Source organism: Acidobacteriota bacterium (assembly GCA_012729555.1).
Taxonomy (GTDB): domain Bacteria; phylum Acidobacteriota; class UBA6911; order UBA6911; family UBA6911; genus UBA6911.
This window is the reverse complement of the sequence record JAAYCX010000030.1, coordinates 1-12,676: the sequence shown is the minus strand read 5'-3', so window position 1 is coordinate 12,676 and position 12,676 is coordinate 1. Positions and strand designations below refer to the sequence as shown.

Here is a 12,676-nt window from a genome sequence, read left to right as displayed (position 1 = left end):
TCAGCGCAGCATCCCCCGCACGACGACGTCCACGGCCTCGTCCTCGCCCAGGCCCCGGGCCATCAGGGTCTCCACCTGCTTCTTGTCGACGCTGCCGATGGCGGCCTCGTGCGTCAGCTTCGCGCGGTCGTCGACGACCACCAGGCGCGGGACGGCGCTGGCGCGGGCATGGGCGCCCTTGAGGATCTCCACGCAATCGATGTGGCCCCGGGAAAAGGGGGCGTTGCCGACCACCTCCCCGATGACCTCGCTCTGGCAGCGGCCGGAGGACACGATGCGGCTCTTGGCCAGCCCGCGCGCGTTCTCCCCGTTGAGGTAAATCGATTCCCTGACAACGATGCGGTCGTCCATCTTCCCGTACGCCTTGGCGTAGAACTCGCACACGGCGTCGCGGCCGAGTTCCGCCTCGTACTCCGCCTTGAGGCGGCCGACCGTACCCCGGGTCAGCCGGAACTCGTTCTTCAAGACACCCCCTTCCTCCAGGAACACCTTCAACGCCGGGAGCACCTCCGCCCCGCCCCGGTCACCGTGGAAGTGCGTCTCCGAGTAGGTCATCTCGGCCCCCTTCCCTATCTGCATGCGGGCGTTCATGACATGCCTGACCCGCAGCGCATTCGGAAAGGTGCAGTGGGCCACGAACGCCGCCCGGGCGCCGTCGCCGATGCGATACTCCGAGACGATCTCCTGGACCCCCTCCTCAGGGACGACGCCGAAGCAGAGGTGCACGGGGCGTGCCACGACGGCCCCCGGGTCCACGGTGATTACGGCCCGGACGCCGTTCGGAAGGGCGGTCCCCTCGATGTGAACCCCCGGGATTTCGTTGCTGCCGATAACGGCGTTGCCGCTGACCGACAGGCTCGCGGAGCTCCCGTCGAAGAGCGATGCCGCATGCCCCCCGCTCGCCTCGTAGGCGGCGGCGAGCGCCTCCAGTTGTTCAGGCAGTCCCGTCGTCATTCCAATCCTCCCAGTTGCGGCGCGTTGACATGCAGGCATTCCTGGCAGTTGTTGCGGAAGAAGCGCGCGACCGCGACCGGGTCCCCCGTCTTCAGCACGGTCCCCCCGCACAGGGAGGAGGCCCGGTCGGCGATCTCGGCGACCTCTTCATGGTGCGTGATCAGCAACACCGTCGTCCCGTTGCGGGAAAAGGTCCGGATCACCTCCACGACGCAGTCGATGGAAAGGGCGTCGATCCCGGAATCGGGCTCGTCGAGAATGGCCAGTTTCGGGGCCATGGTCAGGAGCGAGGCCAGCTCGATCCTCTTGCGCTCCCCGCCGCTCAGGGTACCGTCGACGGCGCGCGCCAGGTAGCCGGCGGGGGCGAGCCCCACCTTCAGCAGGCACTCGGCGGGGTCCGGGGCGTCGCCCCGGGTGCCGCGCCGCCCGATGGCGAGGTATTCCCCGACGCTCAACCCCTCGAAGCGCGCCGGCTCCTGCCACGCCATGGTGATGCCGCGCTGCGCGCGCTCGGAAACCCCCAGCGCCGTGATGTCCTCCCCGTGAAAAAGGATCCGCCCCCCGATATCCCGGTAGCCGCCGAGCCCCAGGATCACCGACGCCAGGGTCGATTTTCCCGTGCCGTTGGCGCCCAGGATGCTGTGGATCTCGCCCGGGCGGGTTTCGAAATTCAGATCGTGAAGGATTCTCTTCCCGCCGAGTTCCAGCGAGACGTTCTCAAGCCGCAACATCCCGACCTCCGTTCACCCGGATGATTCAGGCGCCATCCGGGTCAAAGCCGAATCACCTTCGCCCCCCGCCCGAGCGCCAGCTCCGGCAGGTCCTCCCTGCACGTGAACACAATCAACTGGCGCCGTTCGGCCTCCTCGGCCAGGACCTCGAACGCCTCCCCCAGCCTCGGCCGGTCGTAGGCGGCGAACGGTTCGTCCAGGAGCCCCGGGCAGCGCTCCTTTTCCGCCGAGATCATGTCCAGCACCCCGAACCGCGTCGCGAAGTATATCTGGTCCTGGGTCCCGCGGCTCAGATGCTCCGCCAGGCGCAGTTCTCCCGTGTCCGACTCCCGCACCCAGATCTGGAAATCGGGGTCCACCTTGACCTCTTCGTAGCGGCCCCGGGAGAGGCGCAGGAAACGCTGCTCCACGGCCGCGTTCAGCTGCGGCGCCAGGACTTCCTGCTGCTGCCGCGAAAGGGCCTCGATCGTCTCGTGGGCGATCGCGAGCGCGCTCCGGTTCGTCTCCAGCTCGCGCAGCCTCCGGAGCGCGAGGGCCAGGTCCTCGTCGATGTCGGAAGCGGGCCGGATGCCGTGAAAGGCGTGCCGGACGCGCTCCACGGCGGCGGCGAGTTCCTCCCTCGCGGCGGCGAGCCGCGCGGCCGTCTCCGCCTCCTGCGCCGCCGCCTCCGCCATCGAGGGGAGGCAGGGCAGGTAGGGGGCCGGCGCGTTTCCCGCCGCCCTGGCGGCCTCCTCCGGCCCGGGGCTTTCGGGAAGCGCCGCGAGCTTCTCCTTCCACTCCTCCAGGCTGAGGCCTTCCGCCAGCCGCTGGAATTCCCGGGTCCGGGAGGCCTGCCGGTCGGTGAGTTCCCCGAGCCTCCTCCACCCGGCGCACTCCCGGCGGAACTCCTCCGCCGAGGCCACCCCCGCTTCGGAGAGGAGGAGGTCGACGCGGGCGCAGGTTTCAGCGTGCTCCCGCTCCAGGCTTTCCTGTTCCACCGTCAGGTCGCGCACCCTCCCGGCGCAGGCGCTGCAGTGAGCGTCCAGTTCGCGGAACCGGCGGAGGTTGGAGCGCGCGGCGTCCACCTGGAATTTCAGGCTTCCGGGGGAGCAGGGGAGCCCCACCCTGGCCAGGCTTTCCTTCAACAGACGATAGCGCTCCCCCGACTCCGACCCCAGGCGCTCCGCCTGGGCTTCCGCCTCGACCCGCCGCGCCTCGAGGTCGGAGAGCCGCTCCCGGTCCAGCTCGCACTGCCGGACCACGGCGAGAAAATCCTCGAGTTTCCGGAAACCGGACTCCGCCGTGGCGGCGTCCAGCGCCCTCCGCTTGTCGCTCCCCTTGTCCCTGAGGGACTCCAGCTCGGCCTCCAGCCCTCGGATCGACCGCTCGAGCCCGCGCGCGGCGCCGCCCCCCCTGCGCGCGAGGATGAAAAGCGCGGCCGAGACGGCGGCCAGCACGGCCCCGATTCCGGCGGCGTACGGGAGGGGGATCCGCCCGAACCCGTACACCAGCCCCCAGACCGACGGCGCAAGCGCCAGCACCAGCGTCGCCGCGGCCAGGATTCCCCTCCGCCGGGCCAGGCGCCCCGTTTCAGCGCGCCGCGCCTTCTCCTCCGAAATCGTTCCGGCCAGCAGAGCCCCCTCCCGCGCGGCCGTCTGCTCCTCCTCGGCCGCCTCGCGCGCCAGGCGCTGCCAGTCGGTCCCGTCCGCCACCGCCGGGCTCCGCCCGGCCAGGCGCTCTCTCATCGCCTGGGCCTCCCCCTCGAGGCGCGATCGGGTCTTCTCCGCCCCGTCCTTTTGAAGCGAAAGGCCGAGGTAGGAGACGAACCATTCCGTGATCCGGTCCGCCTCGTTGCCTGCGGCCAGCGCGGCGTAGGGGAGCAGCTCGCCCCGCGCCGACTCGGCGCGGGCGAGGGCCGCCTCCGCCGCGGCTTTAGCCGCGCGCGCCTCGTCGAGGTGTCGGGCGCCCCTTTCCCCCGCCCCCGTCAGCCGGTCGAGCTCCTCCAGCCGCTCCGCCGGGAAATCGGCCCGCGCCCCGAGCCCCTCCAGCTCCGACCGGACCTCCCGGAGGTCCCGGTCGATCTCCTCGAGCGAGCGGACCCTGACGACCGTTTCTCTCCTCCGGGCGGAAAGGACCGCGGCCGAAGCCCGGGCGAGTTCCCGCTCGAGGTCCCGGATCTCCCCCGAAACCCGGTTCCGCTCCTCGAGCCAGCCCTCGAATTGGGTCCGGCGCTCCAGCGCCCCCCGCTTCTCGGCCTCGAGCGCGGCGACGAGGTCCAGCGCCTGCCGATACGGCTTCGTCGGCGCCCTTTCCGACCCGAGGAGATCGAGAGCGTCCTGGATCCGGGCGAGGCTTCCGCGGATGGAGAGGTCTTCGTCCCCCGACTGGGCCAGGTTCGCGATCCGGTCGCGGATGGCCTCGCAGCCGCCGATCCCCGAGACCTGGTTTTCCCGGATGACGGCCACCGATTCGAACAGCCCCTTGGGGATGCCCAGGTGTGTCTGGGCGAACAGCACCTCCCCGTTGCGCTGCTGGTCGTACCGCCGGGTGATCTCCTCCCCGCTCCCGGCGCGGATTTCGATCCGGGTCTCCTCCCTCCCGAAGGCGCGGCGGATCTCCACCTCCCCGCCCTCCCCGAGCCGTACCCAGAGCCTCCCGCCGTATTCGGCCCCCCGCCAGGGCCGGTACGCGTCGACCCACGGATCGAGCCGGCGCTGAACCCTCAGGTCGGCCCGCAGCTGCCCGTACAGGAGCCCGACGAGAAAGCGCTGCAGGGTGGATTTGCCCCCCTCGTTGGGTGCGACAACGATATTGAGCCCGCCGTCAAAGGTGAAGCGGCGGTCGGTAAACTTCCCGAATCCGAGAATGTGGCAGCGCAGGAGGATCACCGGAGCCTCACCTCCCGTCCGCCGAGGGCTTCGACTCCGTAGAGGCGGGCGCGTTCGAGCGCCTCCCTCTCCCCCGCGCCGGCGGAGGCGATGCGCTCGTTCATCAGGCGCACGAAGCGGCCGCGCAGGGTCTTTTCCCCGGCGACCTGGTCGAAATCGATGGCCGGGTGCGTGGCATCGTCCCACTGCACGAGGAGGCATTCCCCCGCTAGCCTCTCCCCGAGTTCCTGCAGGGACAGGTCCAGCCTGGGATCGAGGGCGCCCACGAGCCGGACCCGGAGCAGGCTCTCGGCACCGTACCCCGCGCCGCGGTGCCGCGTGACGGCATCCAGGACCTGCTCCCTGGTGGAGAACTCATCGCAGGCGATTTCAAGGGTGTTCCAGTCGAACCGGCTCGAGACGCGGCCCTCGACCCGGACGCCGCCGCCATCGATCTCACCGAACAGGTAGCCGCGGGGACCCGCCTCGTCCCACCCCCGCCCCTCGGGGATCCCCGAGTACCAGATCAGGGCACCGTCCCCCGGGTTCTCCACGCGGCGCTGCTCGTGGTAGTGCCCCAGGGCGCAATACTGAACGTTCTTGCCGGCGATCTCCGCGGCGGTGAAGGGAGCGTGTTTCGATTTGCCCGCCGGGACGCCCCCCAGGTCCGATGCGTGCGCCATCACGATGTTGACGCGGTCCCCCGGCAGGGAGGGGAGTTTCAGGAAGGGGCGCGTCTCCAGGTAGTTGTGCCGGAACCCGAACCCCGTCACCCTCACCCCCAGCTCCGGCAGGTCCACCGACCGCCATTCCTCCTCGTCGAAGATATGGACGTTTCCGGGCCAGGAGTCCTCCCGGTAGGGGGAGCCCTTCGCGAAAGGGTCGTGGTTGCCGGGGGCGATGAAGATGCGGACGCCCGCTGCCTTTTCGAACTGCTGTTTCAGGAATTCGCAGGTGTCCGGCGTGACCCGGTCCGATTCGAACAGGTCGCCGGCGATGAGGACGAGTCCGGCTTCGCCGAGAGTCGCGTCCTCGAGGATCCGCCGGAGGGCCGCGCGGATAGCCTCCCGTTTCCGGTCCCCCAGGCGCGAAGGGATTTCGGAGCCTGAAAAACTGGTATCCAGATGGATGTCGGACGTGTGGATAAAGCGAACAGGTTTCATACACTCCCGCCGGCGGTCTCACTCCTCCCGGTCATGGAACATGCGGGATGGCGCTCCCGCGACCTCCCCGGACGGGCCCTAGCGGAGATGGTAGAATTCCCAGCTTTCGATCTGCCCGTCCCGGTTCCGGTCGAGGCGTTCAAAGGCTTCCCCCGCGTCCAGCCACTCCGACCGGTCGATCAGGCGGTTGGCGTTGAAGTCGAGGTCCTCGAACACGCGGTTCCACCAGAAGGCTTTCCGGGACAGGAATTCCCGCCGGCTCAGGACCCCGTCACGGTCGGTATCCAGGTAGTGAAAACTCTGGTTCCGGCCGGGCCACTCCATGCGCTCCAGCGTGCCGCTCCGGTTCCCGTCGAGCCGGTCGAAGGCTTCCTCGCGTGCCGCGGCCGGTTCTTCCGCGCCCGGCCCGTCCCCGCCCCCGTCCGCTGCGGTCCCGTCCGCGGCAAGCGTCTCCCGGGCCTCATCCCCGGAATACAGTTCCGATCCCTGAAACAGGAACATCACCGCCAGCAGGGCGAACCCCAAACCTCCGAAACCGCGGTATGTCATGGCCTTTTGCCTCCGAACAGGATTCCATTTTCCAGGGGTGCGCCGGGGCGCGTCCCACGCCCGTTCAGTGTACCAAAAAATCGGTTTCAAGGCTTGGTTGCATTTGCTCCTGGTGTAATATGGGAGCGCGACCGGCGCATCCGGCGGATCGGGGGGCAGCGTGCAGCATACAGTCGGTTCCGGCGGAAAGGGCCCGTCGGAAGGCCAGGCGCTCCTGGACCTTCTCGGGAAAGTCCGGCAGGGAGACCGGGGGGCGATGGCGGAACTCTACGACCGGACCAGCCCCCTCGTTTTCGGGCTTGCCTTGGGAATAACGGGGGACCGGGCCCGGGCCGAGGAAGCCTTGCTCGACACCTACACCCACGTCTGGAAAAACGCCGCGGCCTGCGATCCCGCCGTGCCCCCCCTCGACTGGCTGGTCGCGACGGCGCGCGACCGGGCGCTCCTCGGGCGGCGCCGCGCGAAACCGTCCGCGGGCGCTTCCTGGCTTCGGCCGGGCGCGCCGCGGCGGGAACCGGGGGGGGAAACGGGTGCGACGGCGGCTCCCGGGGAGCAGGAACGCGCCCGCGCCGCCGTGGCGGACCTCCCCGATGCCCAGCGCGAAATCCTGGTCCGGGCCTACGGCGGGACGCCGAGTTGCGACGAAATCGCCGCCCGGACCGGCAAACCGGCGGGGGCGGTCAAAACCCTTGTCCGGCTCGGCATGAACCGGCTGGCCGAAGCCGCCGAGGAGGATGAGGTTGAAGCACGATCGCGCGACTGAAGAGATACGCGAACTGGCGGCGCTCCATGCCCTCGGCGCCCTGACCCAGCAGGAGGCCCGCGGGTTCGAAATCCATCTTGCGGAAGGGTGCGGCGTCTGCAGGGCGCAGCAGCGCAGGTTCGCGCGGGCCGCGGCCACCCTGGGGCTGGCGTCCGAGGAACGTCGCGCCCCGGAATACCTCCGGGACATTCTCCTCGAGCGCATCGAACGGGAACCCCAGGCGCCCGGCCCCGGAGCGCCGCAATCGCCGGGACCGGGGGAGGAATCCGGGAGGATCCTCGAGATCCCGTCGGCCGATCCCGCCCCCCGTCACAGCGGCCGCTTCCTCCCCTGGCTGCTTGCGGCCGTGTGCGCCGCCCTGGCGCTCGGCGGGGCCTTCGCCTGGAAATCGGCCCGCACGGATGCCGGCCGGCTGCGGGCGGAGCTCGCGGCGGCCAGGGAGGGAGCGGGCCGGACGGGCGATGAGCTCCGCGCCCTGCAGTCGAAGTCGGCCGACCTCGAAACCATCCTCGGGATGGCGCGCAGGCAGGGGGTGCAGAGCGCGCGCCTGGTGGGCCAGCCCGCGACCCCGGCCAATTCGGGCATGCTTCTCTGGGACGCCGGGCGCCGCCGGTGCCTCGTCGTCGCCTCCTTCCTCCCCGCTCCCCGGGGACAGGTCTACCAGCTCTGGTTTTCGACCCCCGAGGCCAGGGTCCCGGTCGACGTGCTCGAGGCGGACGCCGAGGGGCGCATCTTCGCCCGGCTCTCGACTCCTGAAGGGCTCGAGCGCGCCCTGTCGGCCGTCGTCACCCTGGAACCGGCCCCGGGGTCGGTCTCGCCCGAGGGCCCCTTCTGCGCCACGGGAACCTTCCGCTGACGTTCCCGGGACGCAGCCTCCGGTCCATTCTCTCTTTGAAATACGGGCCAAAGGCGGATATCCTCTTTCGTTTGACGGAGGTGAATCCAAATGCCGGTTTACGAACCTCATGAGATAGAGGCCCGATGGCAGCGGTACTGGGAGGAAAACAGGACCTTCCGGGCGGCCGACGACGGCTCCAGGCCGAAGCTGTACGTGCTCGACATGTTCCCCTACCCTTCCGGGGAAGGGCTCCACGTGGGGCACCCCGAGGGCTACAGCGCCACCGACATGTATTGCCGCTACAAGCGCATGCGGGGCTACAACGTGCTGCACCCGATGGGATACGACGCCTTCGGCCTCCCCGCCGAGCAGTACGCCATCGAGACGGGGACGCATCCGGCAGTCACCACCGACAAGAACATCGCCAATATCCGCCGGCAGATCAAGCAGCTCGGCTTCAGCTACGACTGGGACCGTGAACTGAGTACGACCGACCCCGGATACGTGCGCTGGACCCAGTGGATCTTCCTCCTGCTCTTCGATACCTGGTTCGATCCCGATCGGGAGTGGACCGACCCCGCCGGCCGCCGCCGGCGCGGCCGGGGGCGCCCCATCGAGGAGCTGCCGATCCCGGAACCGGTGGCGGCGCAGGGGGAAGAGGCGGTTCGCCGGTACCGGGACTCCTTCCGGCTGGCTTACCAGGCCGAATCCCCCGTGAACTGGTGCGCCGCGCTCGGCACGGTGCTCGCGGACGAGGAGGTCATCAACGGGAGGTCCGAACGGGGGAACCATCCCGTGGAGCGCGTGCTGCTGCGCCAGTGGATGCTGCGCATCACCGCGTACGCGGACCGGCTGGTGGAGGACCTGGAGACGCTCGAATGGCCCGCCGCCATCAAGGAGATGCAGAAGAACTGGGTGGGGCGCAGCGAAGGGGCGGAGGTCGACTTCCACCTCGGCGCGGAGGAGGATTTCGACCGCTGGCGGGAGGCCCGGGCCCAGTCGGGATTTCCGGGGGAACCGGAGCCGGACACCATCCGCGTCTACACGACGCGGCCCGACACCCTCTTCGGGGCCACCTACATGGTCCTGGCCCCGGAACACCCGCTGGTCGACCGGGTGACGGTCGACGGGCGGCGCGGGGAGATAGAGGAGTACCGCGCCAGGACGGCGGCGACCAGCGAGGAGGACCGCGTTGCGGGACGCGGCGAGAAAACCGGCGTCTTCACCGGCGGCTACGCCACCAACCCCGTCAACCGTGAGCGCATCCCGGTGTGGATCGCCGATTACGTCCTCTCCAGCTACGGGACCGGAGCCATCATGGCGGTGCCGGCCCACGACCAGCGCGATCTCGAATTCGCCCGGAAGTTCGCGCTCCCCGTCCGCGCCGTGGTGGCGCCCCCGGCGGAGTGGCTGAAGCTCATGGAGGCCAGGGGGGAGACCGGCGCCCTGAACGGCGGAACCTACCGGGAAAGGGTGGGGGATCTGCCCGAGGCCTACGCGGGCGACGGCCCCGGCATGCAGTCGGCCAACGCCGAAATCTCGCTCGACGGGGTTCCCACGGCCAAGGCGAAGCCGGCCATCACCGCCTGGCTGACGCGGGGGGGCCTCGGGCGCGCCGCGGTGAAGACCCGGCTGCGCGACTGGCTCTTCAGCCGGCAGCGCTACTGGGGGGAACCGATCCCCGTCCTCCACGAACTGGACGCCGATGGGAGGCCCAACGGCCTCACCCGGGCGGTCGCGCCCGGTGAACTCCCGGTCCTGCTCCCCGAAATGGAGGACTTCAAACCCACCGGCAAGCCCGGAGGCCCCCTGGAGAAGGCGGTCGGGTGGATGCGGGTGACGCGCGACGGCAGGGAGTACCTGCGCGAGACCAACACCATGCCGCAATGGGCCGGCTCCTGCTGGTACTACCTCCGCTTCTGCGATCCCAAAAACAGCGAACGGGCCTGGGACCCCGAACGCGAGCGCTACTGGATGCCGGTGGACCTGTACGTGGGGGGGGCGGAACACGCCGTCCTGCACCTGCTCTATTCGCGCTTCTGGCACAAGGTGCTGTTCGACCGCGGGCATGTCTCCACCATGGAGCCGTTCCGGAGGCTGGTCAACCAGGGCATGATCCTTTCGGTGACCTACCGCAACTCCGCGGGGAGGATCGTGCCCTACCGCCAGATCCGGTTCGAGGAGGGGAAGGCGTTCCACGCCGAGACCGGGGAGGCACTCGCCGGAGAGACCGAGAAGATGTCCAAGTCGCGCGGCAACGTCATCCCCGTGGACGTGCCGATCGGGAAGTACGGGAGCGACACCACCCGCCTTTACGAGATGTTCATGGGACCGCTCGAATCGACCAAGCCCTGGAGCATGCAGGGGGTGGAGGGGATCAGCCGCTTTCTCAACCGCTCCTGGCGCATGATGATCGACGAGGACGCCGAGGCGGTGCGGCCGAACGAAAGCGTGCGCCCCGGCGCCGCACCGGCCGAAGAGCAGCTGCGCATGCTGCACAAGACGATCCGGGCCGTGACGCAGGACATGGAAAGCCTCAGCTTCAACACCGCCATCAGCCGGCTGATGGAGTTCGTCAACTTTTTCACGGGCCAGAAAACCCGGCCGCTGGAGTGCATGGAAAGCTACGTGCTCATGCTCGCACCCATGGCCCCCCACGTCGCCGAGGAACTGTGGCGGGCGCTGGGACACGAGGACTCGCTGGCCTGCGCCCCCTGGCCCTCCTTCGATCCGAAGTATACCGAGGAGAGCGTCCTGGACATGCCCGTGCAGATCAACGGGAAGGTCCGCGGGAGGATTTCGGTCGACGCCGGGGCGAGCCGCGAGCAGGTGCAGGAGGCCGCGCTCGCCGATCCCAGGATCCGGAAACACCTCGAGGGGGCGACGGTCCGCAAGGTGATCGCCATCCCCGGAAAACTCGTCAACATCGTGGCCGGCTGAAGGCGGAGGGACCTGTATGCACTTGCGCTATCCGATGATCGTACCGCTGGCGGTCGCCCTTATGGTTGCAGGATGCGCCGAGAAACCGCCGGCGCCCGGGCAGGCGTCCCCGGGGGAGTTGAGGATCGAATCGGCCCACCCGTCCGATGTCGCGCAGCCCCCGGGCGCCGGCCGCACGCTGCGGTTTTCGGCCCCGGAGGGGTGGGAGGCCGAGGCCCCCTCCTCGCCGAATCGCCAGGCCCAGTATTCCCTGGCGCGGGTCCCCGGCGACCCCGAGGACGCCGAAGCCGTGGTCTATCACTTCGAGGGGGGAGGGGGCACGCCCGGGGCGAACGTGCAGCGCTGGATCGGTCAGTTCCGGAAACCGGACGGCTCCCCGGCGGAGGACACGGCGAAGATCGCGAACCGCACCATCAACGGCATCAGCGTCACGGTGGTGGACGTCAGCGGATCCTACACCGGCTCCATGATGGCCATGCAGGGCTCGGACGGCCCCAAACCCGGGTTCCGTCTGCTGGGGGCCATCGCCGAAACGGACGACGGCCTCTGGTTCGTCAAACTGACCGGTCCCGCCGGGACGGTCGCGAAGTGGCAGCCGAGCTTCGAGGCCTTTCTGGATTCGTTCGAAACGGCCCCCTGACCCTCAGGGGAAGATTTCCACGGTGACGGGAACCGAGGCCCGGAGCACGGCCGCGATCGCTTCGAGATCGCGCGGACCGAGCGGGGAGACGGCCCTGTCCGCCGGGCTCCGGGCGACGGTATAGAGGTGGACGGCGCGGATCCGCCCCCCTCCCGCGACGATGTCCCCGATCCGCCCGCACCAGGCCTCGATCTCCCCGGGAGGGGGCCCGGCGCTCCCCAGCCGCATCCAGAGCGACTGGATCACGAGCGGCCGGTCCCGGGCGGCGCCGAGGATGTTTTCGAGAACGCGCCCCAGCGGCGCGCGCGCCCGGTTCACCCGCCGGAACCAGGCTTCGAAACCCGCATCGAGCTTGGCCCATACCTCGCCGCCATGGGCGTAGAGTGCGGCGAGCGCCGCGCCGACGTCCGGCCGGTCGAGCCGCCCGGCGTTGGTCAGCAGCACGAGCCGGGCGGCGTCGAGCCCGAAGCGCGTGCGCGCGGCGGCCGCGATGCGCACCGCCTCCGCGAGCCGGGGGTGCAGGGTCGGCTCCCCGTCCCCCGAAAAGGCCAGGTCCCGAACCCCCCGTTCGGCCGCGTCGAGGAGGGAGAAGGGGGGATCGGCGTAGAGCGACCCGTCCCGCTCCGCCCGCAGGATGCCGTCCAGCTCCCGCTCGAGCAGCGCGAAATCGACCCCGGGCGGGCGGGAGCCCCGGCGGTCCACCTGGCAATACACGCAATCGAAGTCGCACTCCCGGCCGGGGTTGAGGTTGATCCCGATCGAGAGGCCGCGGCTTCTCCGGGAGACGACACCGTAGACATACCGGTTGTCCCGCCAGCGCCGCTCGTGGCTCCGGTGCGCCTCCGCCAATCTTCGGGAGGTTGTTTCTGAATGCGCCATAAATCCCGCCTCGTCCCCCGGGCCGCGATCACCCACCCGTACCCTGCATGATACCACGCGGCCCGGCCGACCCGTGATTTCCCGCGATTTCCCCGTTGACACAAAAGAATCCGCCTTGATACGCTATCAGACGGCTTTCCCCGATGTCGGGGGGAGCGGTCGACGGGGTCAGACATGGGAGCATCCGGCCGGAATTATAGCCATCCGAGCAGTCTCAGCTTTGATACTTCGCAAAATACTTCTCTGCCCGTCATTGTAGGAATCGTACCCATTATCGGCAACGTCCTTACCGGAGTCTTACGGTTCGGATGATGGCACCCAAACTGGGCTTCCAGGGCCGTCATCCGAACCGGGATGACGGCCCTTTTTGTTT

The 12,676-nt window shown here is 69.5% G+C and carries 10 protein-coding genes and 1 other gene; 4 read left to right on the top strand and 7 right to left on the bottom strand.

Features of this window, described 5'->3' with window-relative positions; genetic code table 11:
• Positions 1-954, bottom strand: a complete 954-nt coding sequence (locus tag GXY47_07125; protein NLV30914.1) for a SufBD protein — start codon at positions 952-954, stop codon at positions 1-3.
• On the bottom strand, positions 951-1,685 hold the full coding sequence (locus GXY47_07120; protein ID NLV30913.1) for an ABC transporter ATP-binding protein: 735 nt from the start codon (positions 1,683-1,685) through the stop codon (positions 951-953). The genes GXY47_07125 and GXY47_07120 overlap by 4 nt, the downstream gene beginning before the upstream one ends.
• A 41-nt stretch (positions 1,686-1,726) precedes the next feature.
• On the bottom strand, positions 1,727-4,552 hold the full coding sequence (locus tag GXY47_07115) for an AAA family ATPase (protein NLV30912.1): 2,826 nt from the start codon (positions 4,550-4,552) through the stop codon (positions 1,727-1,729).
• The gene (locus GXY47_07110; protein ID NLV30911.1) at positions 4,549-5,694 is read right to left on the bottom strand and encodes a DNA repair exonuclease; all 1,146 of its coding nucleotides are present in this window, start codon (positions 5,692-5,694) and stop codon (positions 4,549-4,551) included. Before GXY47_07110 ends, GXY47_07115 begins: the two co-directional genes overlap by 4 nt.
• Positions 5,695-5,772: 78 nt before the next feature.
• Positions 5,773-6,018: gene (locus GXY47_07105) on the bottom strand.
• Entirely contained in the window at positions 5,773-6,243 is a 471-nt protein-coding gene (locus GXY47_07100; protein NLV30910.1) for a hypothetical protein, read from the bottom strand. Before GXY47_07100 ends, GXY47_07105 begins: the two co-directional genes overlap by 246 nt.
• A gap of 160 nt (positions 6,244-6,403) precedes the next feature.
• Here GXY47_07100 and GXY47_07095 point away from each other — a divergent pair, with 160 nt between their 5' ends.
• The 4 genes from GXY47_07095 (at position 6,404) to GXY47_07080 (ending at position 11,424) form a co-directional block, all read left to right on the top strand.
• Complete coding sequence (locus tag GXY47_07095; GenBank protein ID NLV30909.1) at positions 6,404-7,006, top strand: hypothetical protein; 603 nt, start codon at positions 6,404-6,406, stop codon at positions 7,004-7,006.
• Positions 6,984-7,862, top strand: a complete 879-nt coding sequence (locus GXY47_07090) for an anti-sigma factor (protein ID NLV30908.1) — start codon at positions 6,984-6,986, stop codon at positions 7,860-7,862. The genes GXY47_07095 and GXY47_07090 overlap by 23 nt, the downstream gene beginning before the upstream one ends.
• Before the next feature lie 90 nt (positions 7,863-7,952).
• On the top strand, positions 7,953-10,784 hold the full coding sequence (locus GXY47_07085; protein ID NLV30907.1) for a leucine--tRNA ligase: 2,832 nt from the start codon (positions 7,953-7,955) through the stop codon (positions 10,782-10,784).
• Between the two features lie 16 nt (positions 10,785-10,800).
• Positions 10,801-11,424 carry a hypothetical protein gene (locus GXY47_07080; GenBank protein ID NLV30906.1) on the top strand — a complete coding sequence of 208 codons (624 nt, stop codon included), beginning with the start codon at positions 10,801-10,803 and terminating at the stop codon, positions 11,422-11,424.
• Between the two features lie 3 nt (positions 11,425-11,427).
• Here the strand turns inward: GXY47_07080 and GXY47_07075 are convergent, their stop codons facing one another.
• The gene (locus tag GXY47_07075; GenBank protein NLV30905.1) at positions 11,428-12,303 is read right to left on the bottom strand and encodes a radical SAM protein; all 876 of its coding nucleotides are present in this window, start codon (positions 12,301-12,303) and stop codon (positions 11,428-11,430) included.
• Between the last annotated feature and the right edge of the window lie 373 nt (positions 12,304-12,676).

Bases quoted from the DNA above. Each gene is read 5' to 3' on its own strand.
- GXY47_07100 (NLV30910.1), bottom strand. From the start codon at position 6,243: ATGACATACCGCGGTTTCGGAGGTTTGGGGTTCGCCCTGCTGGCGGTG.
- GXY47_07110 (NLV30911.1), bottom strand. From the start codon at position 5,694: ATGAAACCTGTTCGCTTTATCCACACGTCCGACATCCATCTGGATACC.
- GXY47_07085 (NLV30907.1), top strand. From the start codon at position 7,953: ATGCCGGTTTACGAACCTCATGAGATAGAGGCCCGATGGCAGCGGTAC.
- GXY47_07075 (NLV30905.1), bottom strand. From the start codon at position 12,303: ATGGCGCATTCAGAAACAACCTCCCGAAGATTGGCGGAGGCGCACCGG.
- GXY47_07125 (NLV30914.1), bottom strand. From the start codon at position 954: ATGACGACGGGACTGCCTGAACAACTGGAGGCGCTCGCCGCCGCCTAC.
- GXY47_07120 (NLV30913.1), bottom strand. From the start codon at position 1,685: ATGTTGCGGCTTGAGAACGTCTCGCTGGAACTCGGCGGGAAGAGAATC.
- GXY47_07080 (NLV30906.1), top strand. From the start codon at position 10,801: ATGCACTTGCGCTATCCGATGATCGTACCGCTGGCGGTCGCCCTTATG.